Origin of the sequence: Lactobacillus sp. ESL0677 (assembly GCF_029392875.1) — a bacterium.
Taxonomy (GTDB): domain Bacteria; phylum Bacillota; class Bacilli; order Lactobacillales; family Lactobacillaceae; genus Lactobacillus.
The window spans coordinates 1-15,779 of the sequence record NZ_CP113946.1; the positions used below are offsets into that span (position 1 = coordinate 1).

Consider the following 15,779-nt stretch of genomic DNA (forward strand, 5'->3'; position numbering starts at 1 on the left):
TACTTTGTTTGATATTAATAAATTTTGGCAGCACTTTAATAATGAAATGCGTGAGCATTTTAATGAAGTTGCCTACAATGCTTGGTTCAAAAATACTAAACCACTTTCCTATAATAAGGATACGCATGAATTAAAGATTGCCGTGCAAAACCCGGTAACTAAAGGATATTGGGAAAAGAATTTGGCATCACAACTGATTCAATCAGCATACGGCTATGCCAATATCGAAATTACGCCTGTTTTTCAAATTGAAGGTGAACGCAGCACCGAACGAATTGTCACACCCAAACCGCAAACACAGATTACGCAGCAACGCCAAAGCGAGCACAACCATAATGCGTTCGTGCGTAACCTGAAATTAAATGAAAAATATACTTTCGATAATTTTGTTCAAGGTGAGGGTAACAAGCTAGCTGCAGGTGCCGCTTTAGCAGTTGCCGATAGTCCCGGCAGTTTTTACAATCCGCTGTTTATTTTTGGCGGTGTCGGGCTAGGAAAAACGCACCTAATGCAGGCCATCGGTCACCAAATGCTGGCCGAACGGCCAAATGCCAAAGTCGTTTACATTCAAAGCGAGACTTTCGTTAACGATTTTATCAATTCAATCAAAAATAAGACGCAAGATCAATTTCGCGAAAAATACCGCACTTGCGACTTATTATTAGTTGATGATATTCAGTTTTTTGCCAAAAAAGAGGGCATTCAGGAAGAATTCTTCCATACTTTTGAAACTCTTTATAATGACCAAAAACAAATCGTAATGACAAGTGACCGCTTGCCGACTGAAATTCCAGATTTATCAGAGCGTTTAGTTTCCCGGTTTACTTGGGGCTTGCAGGTTGAAATCACACCACCAGATCTTGAAACGCGGATAGCCATCTTGCGCAAAAAAGCTGAGGCAGAAGATCTAACAATCGACGATAGCACCTTAGATTACATTGCTTCACAGGTCGATACGAATATTAGAGAACTCGAAGGTGCTTTAGTTAAAGTTCAGGCACACGCAACAATTGAGCGCGAAGATATTAACGTCGGCTTAGCTCGCGAAGCTCTTGCAGACCTAAAACTTGTTCAAAAAAATCGTGGTTTACAGATATCCAAAATTCAGGAAGTTGTTGCTAACTATTTTCAAACTTCTACCTATGAATTAAAGGGCAAAAAGCGGGTGCGCCAAATTGTAGTCCCGCGGCAAATAGCCATGTACCTTTCTCGTGAACTAACGGATTCAAGCCTGCCTAAGATTGGCCAGGAGTTTGGCGGCAAGGATCATACCACAGTCATGCATGCCTATGAAAAGATCAGTCGGGCAATCAAAACCGATTCAGACATTAAAACTGCCGTTTTTGATCTTAAGCAAATGCTTGATCGCTAAAAGTTTAAAAAATGTGGACAACTTTTAGTTTTATCCACATTTTTTAAACCGCCCCAATTACGTTATTTTAGGTCTTACATAACTTCTCAACAGAAATCACAAGACCTACTAATACTACTACATAAATTATATAATTAAATAAATAAAACATACCTGAAACAGGAGGCCTTCATGAAATTTACAATTAATAGAAATCTTTTCGTTGATAACCTAAACAACGTCATGCATGCTATTTCTTCGCGTGCAACTATTCCAATTTTAAGCGGCATTAAGCTCAATTTAACAGATGACGAATTAATTTTAACGGGTAGTGACACCGACATTTCAATTGAATTAAAAATTCCAGTTAGTGAAGATTTAACAGTTGAATCAACTGGTGCAATTGTTCTACCTGCTCGCTTTTTTAGTGAAATTATTCGCCGCTTACCCGGAAAAGAATTTTCACTTGAAGTAAAAGAAAGTTTTCAGACACAAATTATTTCTGAAAATAGTGAATTCACAATTAATGGGTTAGATGCAAATAACTATCCAAGATTACCGGAAATTTCTGACGAGTCCTCTTTTGTTATTTCAGGAAAAACTTTCCGCGAAATTATCACTGAAACGCAGTTCGCTGTTGCCACTCAAGAAAGTCGCTTAGTTTTAACAGGTGTCCACTTCACTTTCAGTCCCGACCAAATTCACGCTGTTGCAACTGATTCACACCGGTTATCTAGTCGAGCATTAACTTTAGAAAATGGTCCGCAAACCAAAACTGATTTGATTATTCCGGGAAAAAGTTTACTAGAACTAGCTCGGATTATTGGTGAAACTAATCCGACAGTTCGCGTTTGTCCTGGAGATAGTCAAGTATTATTTGAAATTGGCAACATTCTTTTCTATTCACGACTACTTGAAGGCAGTTATCCAGATACCGAACGTTTAATTCCGACTGAAAACACAACTAGTATCGAATTTGACCTAGTTGAATTATCAAGCGCCCTTGACCGTGCGAGTCTGCTAACACATGCTGGTCGCAATAACGTCGTTGACCTAACTCTTGATGTTGAGGAGCAAACGGCAAAATTATCCGGTGAGTCCGCTGAAATTGGTAACGTTGAAGAAGATGTAAGTTTCAAAAATTTAACTGGTAAGAACTTAAAAATTTCCTTTAATCCTGATTACTTACGTGATGCCTTAAAAGCATCGGTAACTGATTCAGTTATCATGGAATTTACACAGCCGTTAAGACCATTTACGGTTAATCCAGATCAAGCTGACATTGAATTTGTTCAACTGATTACCCCAGTTAGAACTTTCTAAATAAAAAATTATGAACTAAAGGTCATCATCCGATGACCTTTTTTATGTACCTTTTTTGTTAACGGACAAAATAAGCACGTTGCACTGTTTTAATGACCATTTACTATAAAATGTTTCTTCTGCTAAAAACCGTTTATATGGCTTTATATTAGCTTTTTAAGTTGTCTTTTAGCCTTAAAACGAATATACTTAAATATAGGAAACTAGTGCTATGAAGGTGAGTATTATCAAAGAATTTACAGTAAAAGGTGAGTACATTACCTTAAGTCAATTTTTAAAAGAAGAAAGTATTATTTCTTCTGGTGGTCAAGCAAAGTGGTATTTGCAAGATAATCCAGTTTTGCTAAATGGTGTTAAAGAAAATCGCCGTGGTAAGAAGTTACGTTCGGGTGACCGAGTTGAAATTGCCCACGAAGCATATATTTTTCGGTAGGCTTCAATGTATTTGAAGCATTTTGTGGCGCAAAATTACCGTAATTTGCAGCAATTAGACGTTGAGTTTGACCCTAACGTCAATATTTTTATTGGGCAAAATGCGCAAGGTAAGACAAATCTGCTGGAAGCAATTTATTTTTTGGCGTTAACACGTTCACATCGAACTAGTAATGACAAGGAATTGATTGCCTTCAATCAAGAATATGCCAATGTCACCGGTCATATTTATAAAAGTCAACTTGATTTAACTTTACGTGTCTTAATTACTAAAAAGGGTAAAAAGGTTTGGGTTAATCGTGTTGAGCAGGCAAAGTTATCTAAGTACGTAGGGCAATTAAATGCAATCCTGTTTTCACCTGAAGATTTGGACTTAATCAAGGGAGCTCCAGCATTAAGGCGCCGGTTTATGGATCAAGAATTTGGTCAAATTAATTCGGAGTACTTGTATTTTGCTAGTAAGTACCGGCAGGTTTTGCAGCAAAAGAATAATTACCTGAAGCAATTAGCCAAAGGTCAAGCTCACGATCAACTATTTCTTGATGTCTTAGCGGATCAATTAGCTGGAATTGCCGCCGAAGTAATTGTACGCCGATTTAAGTTTCTTAAATACTTGCGTACATACGCACGTGATGCCTATGCACACATTAGCACTGGTGGTGAGGAATTAACGGTAACTTATCGGCCATCTGTTCCTGAAGTGATAGCTGATGATAGTACGGAAGAGATTTATCAAAAACTCTTGGCAAACTTCAAGAAAAATAAGGCTGCAGAAATGCGAAAAGGGACAACTTTATCTGGTCCGCATCGTGATGATATTGAATTTGCCTTGGATGGCAAAGATGCTCATTTTTATGGCTCACAGGGTCAGCAACGGACCATTGCACTGAGCGTTAAACTAGCAGAGATTCAGTTAGTACATCAATTGACTGATGAATATCCTTTGTTATTACTTGATGATGTAATGAGTGAGCTTGACCATAGTCGTCAGAGTGCGCTGCTCAATTATATTCATGGTAAAACGCAAACGTTTATTACAACAACAGATCTTACAGGTATTTCCTGGGAAATAATTAAAAAGCCACAGGTTTATCGAATTAAATCTGGAAAAATTTATTTGGAAAAAGGAGAATTGAATGGCTGATCATAACGAAGAAAAACTTGATCAAATCAAGCAATACGAAAAAGAAGCTGATAAATACAATGCCAGTCAAATTCAGGTTCTAGGTGGACTTGAAGCTGTTCGTAAACGGCCTGGGATGTATATTGGTTCAACCAGTTCTCAAGGCTTACACCACTTGGTTTGGGAAGTAATTGATAATAGTATTGATGAAAGCTTGGCTGGATTTGCAACTAAAATTGAGATAACGGTTAATGCTGATGGCAGTGTAACTGTTCAAGATGATGGTCGGGGAATTCCGGTTGATATTCAAAAGAAAACTGGTCGGCCAGCTTTAGAAACTGTTTTTACTGTTTTACATGCTGGTGGTAAATTTGGCGGTGGCGGTTATAAAGTTTCTGGTGGACTTCATGGTGTTGGCGCCTCGGTAGTTAATGCCTTGTCAACTGAGCTTGATGTTACTACGATGCGTGATGGTAAGAAGTACTACATCGATTTCAATCGTGGCCGTGTTAAGACAGAAATGAAATTGTCTGGTACTGTACCTTTGACTGAACATGGAACCGTAGTTCATTTTTATCCAGATCCAGATATTTTTACTGAAACCACCGATTTTGATGACAAAGTTTTGAAAAACCGCATTCGCGAATTAGCTTTCTTGAATAAGGGTTTGAAGCTAACTTTTACGGACAAACGTAAAGAAACCGCTGAAACTGATGTCTATCACTATGAAGGCGGAATTAAGGAATATGTTGCCTTTTTGAATCATGGTACAGAAGTTTTGTTTGATGAGCCTATTTATGTTGAAGGAGACTATAACGAAATTAATGTTGAAGTATCTTTGCAATATACAAATGGCTACAAAACAACGTTAATGACCTTCGCCAATAATATTCACACTTATGAAGGCGGGATGCATGAAGCTGGCTTCAAGACTGCGTTAACGCGAGTTGTAAATGACTATGCACATAAAGCAAAAATTCTGAAGGATAAGGACGATAACCTTTCTGGTGAAGATATTCGTGAAGGAATGACAGCAGTTGTTTCTGTTAAACATCCGAATCCACAATTTGAAGGACAGACGAAAACTAAATTAGGAAATTCTGATGCCAGAACTGCAGTTGATAAGGCCTTTTCAGAGACTTTTACCAACTTTTTGATGGAGAATCCGCAAGTTGGTCGCAAAATCGTTGAAAAAGCACAGCTGGCTGAACGAGCTAGAACTGCTGCTAAACGTGCTCGTGAAGTAACGAGAAAAAAATCAGGACTTGAGATTGCTAACTTACCAGGTAAACTGGCTGATAATACCAGTAACGATCCAAGTATCTCAGAATTATTTATTGTTGAGGGTAACTCGGCCGGCGGTTCCGCTAAGCAAGGCCGTTCTCGTTTAACGCAGGCAATTTTACCGATTCGTGGGAAAATTTTGAACGTTGAAAAAGCATCAATGGACAGAATTTTAGCTAATCAAGAAATTCGGTCATTGTTTACTGCCTTGGGAACTGGATTTGGTGCAGACTTTAATGTTTCAAAAGCTCGCTACCACAAGTTAATTATTATGACGGATGCCGATGTCGATGGCGCCCATATTCGGACATTGCTATTGACGCTCTTTTACAACTATATGCGGCCAATGATTGAAAAGGGATATGTTTATATCGCACGTCCACCTCTATATCAAGTTCGTCAAGGTAAAGTTGTTAAGTATCTTGATACTGATGAGGAGCTGCATGATTATTTAGGTGCATTGCAGCCAAGTCCTAAGCCACTTGTTCAACGCTATAAGGGACTAGGGGAAATGGATCCTGAGCAATTGTGGGAAACAACGATGAATCCTGAAAACCGCCGCCTTGATCGCGTTAGTCCAGAATATGCTAAGAATGCTGATGAGGTCTTTGAATTATTGATGGGTAATGAAGTTGCGCCGCGGCGAAAGTTCATTGAAACTAACGCAAAATACGTTGAAAACTTGGATGCTTAGGAGGTTTTAAATGGATAACGACAATCAAGGTCAAGATCACAGAATTAGAAATGTTGATCTGACTAGTGTAATGAGCAGTTCCTTTTTGGATTATGCGATGTCAGTTATTGTTGCTCGGGCTTTGCCTGATGTGCGTGATGGTTTAAAGCCTGTCCAAAGGCGAATTCTTTACGGAATGAGTGAGTTAGGAGTTACTCCTGATAAGCCTTATAAGAAGTCTGCCAGAATCGTTGGGGAAGTTATGGGGAAATTCCACCCTCATGGTGACTCTTCGATTTATTTGGCAATGGCGCATATGGCTCAAGACTTTAGTTATCGCTATATGCTAGTTGATGGTCACGGTAACTTTGGTTCTGTTGATGGCGATGAGCCTGCCGCAATGCGTTATACTGAGGCGCGAATGAGTAAAATCGCCGTTGAGATGTTACGTGACATTAATAAAAATACGGTTGATTGGCAACGTAACTATGATGATTCTGAAAATGAACCAGTAGTTTTACCGGCACGGATTCCGAACCTGTTAGTTAATGGGACAAGTGGGATTGCCGTTGGCATGACAACTAATATTCCACCACATAATTTGGCTGAAGTTATCAGCGGCTTGCATATGCTGATGAATAATCCGGATGTCACCACTAAAGACTTAATGAAGGCAATTCCGGGCCCCGATTTTCCGACTGGCGGCATCATCATGGGCCGCGGCGGTATTTATCGGGCATACGAAAGTGGGCGCGGTAATATTGTTGTGCGGGCCAAGACTAATATTGAGACTGAAAAAAGTGGTCGGGAACGCATTGTTGTTACTGAACTGCCATATTTGGTTAACAAGGCCGAATTAGTTAAGAAAATTGCTGATTTGGCACGCTCTAAGACAATTGATGGTATTACCGGTGTTCGTGATGAATCTGACCAGACAGGGATGCGGATGACAATTGATATTCGTCGTGATGCAAGTGCCAGTGTTGTTTTGAATAATTTATTTAAATTAACGCAAATGCAGGCTAACTTCGGGATGAACATGGTTGCTATTGTTGATGGTGCACCACATTTCTTGAGTATCAAGCAGATGTTGTCGTATTACTTGGAGCATCAAGAGGACGTTGTTACACGTAGAACAAAATTTGAGCTGGCCAAGGCTGAAGCAAGAGCCCACATTCTTGAAGGTTTGAAGATTGCTTTGGATCACATTGACGAAATCGTTCATATTATTCGTCAAAGTAACTCCAGTGATATTGCTAAAGCTGCCTTAATCAGCCGCTTCGGATTGGATGATAAGCAGTCACAAGCTATTTTGGATATGCGGCTTGTTCGCTTAACAGGTTTGGAACGTGACAAGGTTGAGGCTGAATATAAGGATTTGCAAGAAAAAATTGCGGATTACAAGGATATTTTGGCAAAACCTGAACGGATCAACGAGATTATTTACAATGAATTGCTCGATATTCAAAAGCGCTTTGGTGATAAGCGGCGGACTGAAATTGGTGCTAGTGAAGTTGTCTCAATTGAAGACGAAGATTTAATTGAAAAGCAAGATGTTTTGTTAACCCTGACCCATAGTGGCTATATCAAGCGGATGCTAATTAATGAATTTAAGACGCAAAACCGTGGTGGTAAAGGTATTAAGGGCATGGGCGTGAAGTCAGGCGACTTCATTGAAAAGCTGATCTATTCAAGTACACACGATTTGCTGTTGTTCTTTACTAACAAGGGTAAAATCTATTCCAAGAAGGCATACGAAATCCCGGAATTTAGTCGGACTGCTCGGGGGTTACCAATTGTTAACCTGTTGCAGCTTGAAAAAGGCGAGAAGATTCAGACAATTATTAATATTCCTGAAAATGCTAACGATCAATACCTGTTCTTTATCACGAAGATGGGGACGGTTAAGCGTACACTTGTCAATGAATTTGCGAATATTAGAAACAGCGGCCTGATTGCGCTGACGTTGCGTGATGGCGACGAATTAACTAATGTTCTAACTACTGATGGCAACAAAGATATTATGATTGGCACGCACCTTGGCTATGCTGTTCGCTTTAATGAGCAGACTGTGCGGGCAATGGGTCGAACTGCTGCCGGTGTTCGCGGGATTAACTTGCGCGATGGCGATTATGTTGTTGGCTCAGGTGTCATTGAAGATAGTGATGAAGTCCTAGTAATTTCTGAGAAGGGTTATGGTAAACGGACTTCTGCTGCTGAATATCCAGTCAAGGGCCGTGGTGGTAAAGGAATTAAAACCGCCAATATTACTGAGAAGAATGGCCCGCTATCTGGTGTGACAGTTGTTGATGGTACCCAAGACATTATGGTGATTACTAGCGATGGCATCATGATTCGCTTCAAGATTGCGGATGTTTCGCAGACTAGCCGCAGCACCTTGGGTGTACGGTTGATTAAAGTAGGCGACAACAGTAAGGTTGCTAGCTTAACGGTTGTTCCTGCCGAGGAAGACCAAGAAGTAGCGGCTGATTCTGAGACTGAAGAAGAATAAAAGTAATTTAAATTTAAAAATTATCGGACTTTTAAGCGTATCTATTAGTTGGGAAAATAAAATTCTCTTAGGATCACGTGAATATAGTTTGGTAATTTTTTTGGTTATGTGCTAGAATTAGAGATTGCGAGTAATAAAATTGATTACTCCTTGTTCTTGATTTTAGCAAGAACCATTTAGACCAAAAGGAGGTGCACTAGAATGACAACTACTAAGTACGAAATAACTTACATTATTAAACCTGATATTGATGAAGAATCAAAGAAGGCACTTGTTGAAAACTACGATAAAGTTATCGCAGACAACGGTGGTACAATGGTTGAATCTAAAGACTGGGAAAAGCGTCATTTTGCATATGAAATCGAGAAGTATCGTGAAGGTACTTACCATATCATGACTTTCACTGCTGATAACGCAGACGCAGTTAACGAATTTGACCGTTTGTCAAAAATTGACAACGCAATTTTACGTTCAATGACTGTTAAGTTAGACAAATAATATTACGTTATCGTGATCGTGATTTAGGAAAGGAAGGACCTTGGAGTATGATTAATCGAGTTGTACTTGTTGGCCGTTTAACACGTGATCCTGAATTACGTACTACTGGGAGTGGAATCTCGGTTGCTACGTTTACTCTTGCTGTTGACCGTCAGTATACTAACGCTCAAGGTGAGAGAGGTGCGGATTTTATTAGCTGTGTCATTTGGCGCAAATCAGCAGAAAATTTCTGTAATTTTACGTCTAAAGGATCATTGGTTGGTATTGACGGCCGGATTCAAACCAGAACTTACGATAATAAAGACGGGCAAAGAGTATATGTAACAGAGGTTGTTGTTGACAACTTTGCATTACTTGAGTCACGCAAAGACCGTGAATCCCGCAGTCAAAATGGTGGTTACACACCAAATAATAATGGGAATTTCAATGGCAACTTTGGTAATCCAAATGCCAATAATTCTCAAAATATGGGACCATCTAATCAGAATAACCAAAATAATAATCAATCAAGTATGCCAAAGGATCCGTTTGCTGGGTCTGGGGATACCATTGATATTTCTGATGACGATCTTCCATTCTAAACTTATAGAAAGGACCTAGGATATGGCTCAACAAAGAAGAGGCGGCCATCGTCGTCGTAAGGTTGACTTCATCGCAGCCAACCATATTGATTACGTTGACTACAAGGACGTTGATCTGTTGAAACGTTTTATCTCAGAAAGAGGTAAAATCTTACCACGTCGTGTCACTGGCACTAGCGCTAAGAATCAACGTAAGGTAGCTAAGGCAATCGAAAGAGCTCGCATTATGGGCTTGTTGCCATTCGTTACTGAAGACTAATCAGTTGAATAAAAATAAAAATGCGGGAAGTTATTTTCCGCATTTTTTGTACGCTATTTTAAGCTGGATATTAGGGAGTTTCTTATCAGTTGAATCCAAGGTATAATAATAGTGATGTATTTTACATTAATTTAGGAAGGATCTCGCATGAAAGATTTTTTTCGTAATGGATTTCCTGCTTTTATCAAGGATTCACGGTTGACAGCTTCGGTAATTATTATTTTGGCGCTGTCTCTTTTGGGAAGTATTGTTGCCATGATTATGAATCCGTTGTTTGGGTTGGCAATGGTACTCATTTTTATTCTTACTGTTGCCTTTACGGTCTATGGAGCGTATGTTTTGGCAGGTAATGCCAATAATTTTGCGGTTAGTCTGTCTTATCGCATTAAGCGTAGCGAACAAGAGGCAATGATTAAGATGCCGCTGGGGATTTTGCTCTACGATGAGGACAGACAGATTCAGTGGGTCAATCCATATTTGCAGCTTTATCTGAAGGACGATGACTTAATCGGGCGAACCATTGAGGCAGTTGATCCAGATTTAAATAAGTTAATTGATGAGTCGCTGGCGGCAAAGACTGCTGAGAATCAAACGGTAAATTGGGATAATCATCAATTTGAGATGGTTGTTCAAGATAATTTAGGCGTGATTTATTTGCTTGATATCACGCGCTATGCCCAGATCGAAGAAAAATACAATGATGAGTTACTGGCGATTGGGCAAATTTTCATTGATAATTATGATGAGCTAAGCGAAGCAATGCATGATCAGGAATTGACCAGCATGAGTTCGTATGTGCAAAATACCTTGAGCGACTATGCTAAAAATTTTAATGCTTATCTTAAGCGAATTGATGAGGATCACTTTTTATTATTGGTGCATATGCAGGATTTGGCTAAAATGGAAGATGATAAGTTTTCTGTTTTGGATAAAATCCGTCAAGAAACCAGTCGGAATAATACCCCGTTAACATTATCAATTGGGATTGCCTTTGGCAGCAGTTCAATTACGGAATTAGCTGATCAAGCGCAATCTAATCTTGATTTGGCCTTGGGCCGCGGAGGCGATCAAGTTGTCTTGTGTCAACCGGGTAAGGATGCCCGCTTTTATGGCGGGAAGTCGAACCCGATGGAGAAGCGGACACGAGTCCGAGCACGGATGGTTTCACAGGCAATTAGTGAGTTGTTCAAGGAAGCTGACCGCGTATTTGTTGTTGGTCATGCCAATCCGGATATGGATTCAGTCGGTAGTGGTATCGGTGTTGCTAAAATTGCTCGGCTGCATGACGTTAAGGCTAATTTTGTTCTGGATGTTAATAAGACCAACTACGATGTTGGCCGATTAATCGTCAAGATGCAGCAGGCAAAAGAAGATGTGGATCTGTTCATTGCGCCTAAAGACGCTCTGGAAAAGGTAACAGACAAATCAATGCTGGTCATGGTGGATCATTCTAAGTACTCAATTACTTATTCTAAGGAATTGTATGATCGGTTGAAGAATCGAATTATCGTAATTGACCACCACCGTCGCGGCGAGGAGTTCCCTGAAAATCCGATGTTAACGTATGTTGAGCCGTATGCGTCATCTGCGTGTGAGCTGGTGACAGAAATGATTGAGTACCAGCAGCCAAGTTCTGGCAAGCGTGTTCTAACCGACTTAGAAGCAACGGCAATGCTTGCCGGAATTACTGTTGACTCCAAAGAATTTTCATTAAGAACAGGAACTAGAACCTTTGATGCGGCGAGTTATTTGCGCTCAATTGGCGCCAGTTCAACTGGGGTCAGCGAGCTGCTCAAGGAAGATATTGATAGCTTCTTGGAGCGTACAAGTTTAGTTGCCAGCTTAAAGATTATCAACTCTAATATGGCTGTCATGTGTGGCCCAGAGAAAAAAATTATTGATCCCATTGTAACGGCACAGGCAGCTGATACAGCACTTGATCTGGAAAACGTTGAAGCTAGTTTTGCGATTACGCGGCGTGACAAGGATACTGTTGGGATTTCTGCACGCTCGATGGGCAATATTAACGTTCAAGTGATTATGGAAAAGCTTGGCGGCGGTGGTCATTTGTCCAATGCGGCGACGCAAATTAAGGGGGTAACTGTTGAAGAAGCCCTTGCAAAATTGACGACGGCGGTTGATACTTATGAGAAAGAAAACGAATAAAGGAGATTTCAAATGAAGGTTATTTTTACTCAAGACGTAAGAGGCCGTGGTAAACGCGGTGAAGTTAAGAATGTTCCTGACGGCTATGCCCAAAACTTTTTGATAAAACGCGGCTTAGCTAAGGCTGCCACTAAAGCTAATATGCACACGTTGGAACGAGTTGCTGCTAACGAGCAAGCTGCCTATGAAGCCGATAAAGCTGAAGCCGAAAAGGTTAAGGCAGAACTTGAAAAAGATGAAACGGTTGTTAACTTTAAGTCAAAGGCTGGAACGGATGCCCGGTTATTTGGTTCCATTTCAGGTAAAAAAATTGTCGAGGGCTTGGAAAAGCAATTTGGTATTAAAATCGATAAGCGTAAATTAAACCTGCCTGAGCCGATTAAGTCTTTAGGCTACACGAATGTACCTGTTAAGTTGTTTAAGGGCGTAGAAGCTAAAATTCGCGTTCATATCACCGAGCAAGATTAGTGCCCGGTCTAGATTTTAATAAAAAAGTGGTCATAACTAATGGATAATATTGTTTCGCAACAAATACCGCATGATGATGAGGCGGAACAAGCAGTTTTAGGGGCAATTTTTATTGATCCAGAGGCAATTGCGGATGCAAGTGCCATATTGCAGCCTGCTGACTTTTATAAGCGGGCAAACCAGCTGGTTTTCCAGGCGATGTTAGACTTGTCGGATCGTGAGGATGCAATTGACCCATTAACGCTGCAGGATGAATTAACTAAAAAGAAGCAGCTGGAAGATATTGGCGGGATTGCATATGTTTCGGAATTGGCGTTAGCAACGCCGACCGCAGCTCATGTTACTTATTATGCCAAGATTGTTCACCGCAAAGCGCTGCTTCGGCGGTTAATTTCTGCTAGTCAAAAGATTATTACAACCGCTATCCAAGATTCTGATGATGTGACCGACATTTTGGATAATGCCGAGAGCGAGATTATGAATGTCTCCTCGGAAAACAGTGTGAGTGGCTTTCGCGGAATTAAGGAGATTGTTAATTCAACGATTGAAGAGATTAATAATATTCCCGAAGATGGCAACATGGTCACGGGATTGCCGACAGGTTTTGCTGAGCTTGATAAAATGACAACGGGATTTCACGATGATGAATTGATTATTGTTGCGGCACGTCCCGGTGTCGGGAAAACGTCCTTTGCACTGAATGTTGCCCAGCACGTTGGCTTGCATACTGATAAATCTGTCGCCATGTTTTCCCTGGAAATGAGTGGTGAGCAGCTGGTTCAAAGGATGTTAGCATCTGAAGGACTGATTAATTCCCAGCATTTGCGGACAGGTCAGCTTGACGAAGAAGAATGGCGTAAGCTGATTGTAGCCTCGGGGTCACTGGCGACGGCTAATGTCTATATTGATGATACGCCGGGAATTAAAATGAGTGAAATTCGGGCACAAGCGCGGCGTTTAGCTAAGGAAAAGGGCAATCTGGGATTAATTGTGATCGATTATCTGCAGTTAATTGAGGGTCCCCGCAGTGAATCGCGCCAGCAAGAAGTTTCGGCAATTTCACGGCAGTTAAAGAAGCTAGCTAAGGAATTGCATGTGCCTGTAATTGCCTTGTCGCAGTTGTCACGGTCAGTTGAACAGCGGCAGGATAAGCGTCCGGTACTGTCAGATATTCGGGAATCTGGGTCAATTGAGCAGGATGCCGATATCGTTTCGTTCTTATATCGGGATGATTATTATCGTGATGAACAAGATGACGATGATCATAATCAGGGCGAAGTCGAAGCAGAAGATGATAATGGCGAGGTTGAGGTCATTATTGAAAAGAACCGGTCAGGTAGCCGGGGAACGATTAAGCTCATGTTTTCTAAGCCGTATAACCGTTTTTCTAATCTCGACTATAGTCACGATCAGCCAAATGAATAAAAATAATTTAAGTCATGGAATTTAGATAATTAATTTCATGACTTTTATTGATTGATCAACTTTTGCTAAAAATCAAGGCCTTTTAAATGACATTATTTGGCTATCATTGTACTATGAAAGTATGGTTGTAAGATAAACTTAGAAAGGACTTGAAATTATGGCTAAAAAAGATTTTAAAGATAAAATTGCTGGTAAAGCAAAAGAGGTTGAGGGTAAAGCTCAACAAGCCGCTGGTGATGTTAAGAATAAGGCAGCTAAGGCTGCAGATGATGCCAAAGATAAGTTCGATGACGTCAAGAACAAGATTAAAAAACAATAATTGCTAATAAAAGAGCTCAGAAAGTTAATTATTTCTGAGCTCTTTTTGTTACACATGAAACAGTGCAAAACTAGTGTAATTTTTGTTCAACATCCGGTGGTAATTTTAAGTCGGGATGTTTAGAATCATAGAATTCGTAAAAGATAGGACCTTTATTTGAATCGTTGCTCTTAGGATAAAGTTCGTAATTGTTAACCTTCAACGGCAAAGTCATGTTGTTTTTGTAAGAATCCCAAATGTTGCTAAAGATTTGGACAATCAGTTTACGTTCGACGGGCTCAAGTGACATTAAAATTCGCCCGAAGCGATAAGTTCCCAGTAGTTTGTTGTGAGTTAATTGGTGCAGCTCATTGATATCGGCATTTTCAAAAGCCTCGAACAATGCAGAAAACGATTCACCACGGTCAGATTTTGGGATCGAACGGTTAAAGGTAATTAAAGCATGACGAATGACGCGACTGCCAGCTGTTAGACCGTCGGCAAGTGTGAAACTGTCGCGGCCAACTGACCAGCGCCGTGGGTCATGCTGGTTGCGCATGGCGGCATTGCTCTTAACAACTAATGTATGCTCAGGATGATCCAACATGGCGCCAAAAATTGAGGCTTGAGGGATGTAAGTTTTCATCTTGGACATTGTCCGAACAAAGCCGGGACTGGTGTAGACTTTACGGAAGAAGCCGAGACCATCAAAGCTCAATGCCTTAATGATTCGGTCTTGAATTTCTGGTTTGACAGCACTTAAGGCATACTGGGCAAAGTTGCCGCCCTTGGAATGCCCGACAAGATAGATGCGTTGGTCAGGAAATTTCTGGGCAATATCTTCAAGATATTCAGCTGCCACGTTCTGTCCGTAAATTTCTGGCAGATAATTCATTCGCATATCCTCGTTCCAGCCAATCATTGAGCCATCGGTGCCGCGATAAGCAATAACTATCATCTGCGGATTGATGGCAAAAGTGGCAGCGGTAAATTGTAACGGATGTGGTTCTTTTTCTAAACGATCAGTCCAATCGAGGATTTTCATGTTGCCAATGCGTGGACTTTCTGGCAATAATAGCACCTCAGCACCAGTTTCAGAGTGCATTTGGTGCTGAAAAGATGGTAGTTGTTGCAATTGCTGTGCAACGTCACCCAAGGTGTGCCCCACAGCCGAGATATCAGCGGGGAGGTAAACAATTGATGAAAGCAGCGCCGCATCAACACTGTTAAAAGGCTTCTCTTTGAATGAAAGATCACCGCGCCAACGTAAGTAATCGAGTGAACCAGCCATAAAATTCTTCCTTTCTGATTAGGTAATAATTACTATTGTAGTTAATTTGACTTGTAAATACCAACTTAGCAGTATAAAAAAAGCAATAGTTAAAC

The 15,779-nt window shown here is 40.5% G+C and carries 14 protein-coding genes; 13 read left to right on the plus strand and 1 reads right to left on the minus strand.

The window, feature by feature from the left end; genetic code table 11:
* Positions 1-4: 4 nt before the first annotated feature.
* The 13 genes from dnaA to OZX76_RS00065 all read left to right on the plus strand — a co-directional run bounded on the left by dnaA (position 5) and on the right by OZX76_RS00065 (position 14,414).
* Entirely contained in the window at positions 5-1,372 is a 1,368-nt protein-coding gene (gene dnaA / locus OZX76_RS00005) for a chromosomal replication initiator protein DnaA (protein WP_277179863.1), read from the plus strand.
* Between the two features lie 171 nt (positions 1,373-1,543).
* Positions 1,544-2,674: a DNA polymerase III subunit beta gene (gene dnaN, locus OZX76_RS00010; RefSeq protein ID WP_277179865.1), complete on the plus strand. Its 1,131-nt coding sequence runs from the start codon at positions 1,544-1,546 to the stop codon at positions 2,672-2,674.
* A 211-nt stretch (positions 2,675-2,885) separates the two neighbouring features.
* On the plus strand, positions 2,886-3,107 hold the full coding sequence (gene yaaA / locus OZX76_RS00015) for a S4 domain-containing protein YaaA (protein ID WP_277143510.1): 222 nt from the start codon (positions 2,886-2,888) through the stop codon (positions 3,105-3,107).
* A gap of 6 nt (positions 3,108-3,113) precedes the next feature.
* On the plus strand, positions 3,114-4,250 hold the full coding sequence (gene recF, locus OZX76_RS00020; RefSeq protein WP_277179867.1) for a DNA replication/repair protein RecF: 1,137 nt from the start codon (positions 3,114-3,116) through the stop codon (positions 4,248-4,250).
* Positions 4,243-6,207, plus strand: a complete 1,965-nt coding sequence (gene gyrB / locus OZX76_RS00025) for a DNA topoisomerase (ATP-hydrolyzing) subunit B (RefSeq protein WP_277179869.1) — start codon at positions 4,243-4,245, stop codon at positions 6,205-6,207. The genes recF and gyrB overlap by 8 nt, the downstream gene beginning before the upstream one ends.
* Positions 6,208-6,217: 10 nt before the next feature.
* Complete coding sequence (gene gyrA / locus OZX76_RS00030) at positions 6,218-8,698, plus strand: DNA gyrase subunit A (protein WP_277179871.1); 2,481 nt, start codon at positions 6,218-6,220, stop codon at positions 8,696-8,698.
* Positions 8,699-8,899: 201 nt separating this feature from the next.
* Entirely contained in the window at positions 8,900-9,196 is a 297-nt protein-coding gene (gene rpsF / locus OZX76_RS00035) for a 30S ribosomal protein S6 (RefSeq protein WP_277143519.1), read from the plus strand.
* A gap of 47 nt (positions 9,197-9,243) precedes the next feature.
* Positions 9,244-9,777: a single-stranded DNA-binding protein gene (gene ssb, locus OZX76_RS00040; RefSeq protein ID WP_277132406.1), complete on the plus strand. Its 534-nt coding sequence runs from the start codon at positions 9,244-9,246 to the stop codon at positions 9,775-9,777.
* Positions 9,778-9,799: 22 nt separating this feature from the next.
* Complete coding sequence (rpsR, locus tag OZX76_RS00045) at positions 9,800-10,036, plus strand: 30S ribosomal protein S18 (RefSeq protein WP_090093298.1); 237 nt, start codon at positions 9,800-9,802, stop codon at positions 10,034-10,036.
* Between the two features lie 147 nt (positions 10,037-10,183).
* Complete coding sequence (locus OZX76_RS00050) at positions 10,184-12,202, plus strand: DHH family phosphoesterase (protein ID WP_277179874.1); 2,019 nt, start codon at positions 10,184-10,186, stop codon at positions 12,200-12,202.
* Positions 12,203-12,214: 12 nt separating this feature from the next.
* A complete protein-coding gene (gene rplI / locus OZX76_RS00055; RefSeq protein WP_277143523.1) occupies positions 12,215-12,670 on the plus strand; it encodes a 50S ribosomal protein L9 in 456 nt (151 codons plus the stop codon).
* Between the two features lie 39 nt (positions 12,671-12,709).
* On the plus strand, positions 12,710-14,095 hold the full coding sequence (gene dnaB, locus OZX76_RS00060) for a replicative DNA helicase (RefSeq protein ID WP_277179876.1): 1,386 nt from the start codon (positions 12,710-12,712) through the stop codon (positions 14,093-14,095).
* A 157-nt stretch (positions 14,096-14,252) separates the two neighbouring features.
* The gene (locus tag OZX76_RS00065) at positions 14,253-14,414 is read left to right on the plus strand and encodes a CsbD family protein (protein ID WP_277179877.1); all 162 of its coding nucleotides are present in this window, start codon (positions 14,253-14,255) and stop codon (positions 14,412-14,414) included.
* A 70-nt stretch (positions 14,415-14,484) separates the two neighbouring features.
* On the opposite strand, the gene OZX76_RS00070 is transcribed toward OZX76_RS00065, so the two are convergent.
* The gene (locus OZX76_RS00070; RefSeq protein ID WP_277179879.1) at positions 14,485-15,684 is read right to left on the minus strand and encodes a DUF2974 domain-containing protein; all 1,200 of its coding nucleotides are present in this window, start codon (positions 15,682-15,684) and stop codon (positions 14,485-14,487) included.
* Positions 15,685-15,779 lie beyond the last annotated feature (95 nt).

Bases quoted from the DNA above. Each gene is read 5' to 3' on its own strand.
- dnaB (WP_277179876.1), top strand. From the start codon at position 12,710: ATGGATAATATTGTTTCGCAACAAATACCGCATGATGATGAGGCGGAA.
- dnaN (WP_277179865.1), top strand. From the start codon at position 1,544: ATGAAATTTACAATTAATAGAAATCTTTTCGTTGATAACCTAAACAAC.
- OZX76_RS00070 (WP_277179879.1), bottom strand. From the start codon at position 15,684: ATGGCTGGTTCACTCGATTACTTACGTTGGCGCGGTGATCTTTCATTC.
- recF (WP_277179867.1), top strand. From the start codon at position 3,114: ATGTATTTGAAGCATTTTGTGGCGCAAAATTACCGTAATTTGCAGCAA.
- ssb (WP_277132406.1), top strand. From the start codon at position 9,244: ATGATTAATCGAGTTGTACTTGTTGGCCGTTTAACACGTGATCCTGAA.
- gyrB (WP_277179869.1), top strand. From the start codon at position 4,243: ATGGCTGATCATAACGAAGAAAAACTTGATCAAATCAAGCAATACGAA.
- rpsR (WP_090093298.1), top strand. From the start codon at position 9,800: ATGGCTCAACAAAGAAGAGGCGGCCATCGTCGTCGTAAGGTTGACTTC.
- gyrA (WP_277179871.1), top strand. From the start codon at position 6,218: ATGGATAACGACAATCAAGGTCAAGATCACAGAATTAGAAATGTTGAT.
- OZX76_RS00050 (WP_277179874.1), top strand. From the start codon at position 10,184: ATGAAAGATTTTTTTCGTAATGGATTTCCTGCTTTTATCAAGGATTCA.
- rplI (WP_277143523.1), top strand. From the start codon at position 12,215: ATGAAGGTTATTTTTACTCAAGACGTAAGAGGCCGTGGTAAACGCGGT.
- yaaA (WP_277143510.1), top strand. From the start codon at position 2,886: ATGAAGGTGAGTATTATCAAAGAATTTACAGTAAAAGGTGAGTACATT.
- rpsF (WP_277143519.1), top strand. From the start codon at position 8,900: ATGACAACTACTAAGTACGAAATAACTTACATTATTAAACCTGATATT.
- OZX76_RS00065 (WP_277179877.1), top strand. From the start codon at position 14,253: ATGGCTAAAAAAGATTTTAAAGATAAAATTGCTGGTAAAGCAAAAGAG.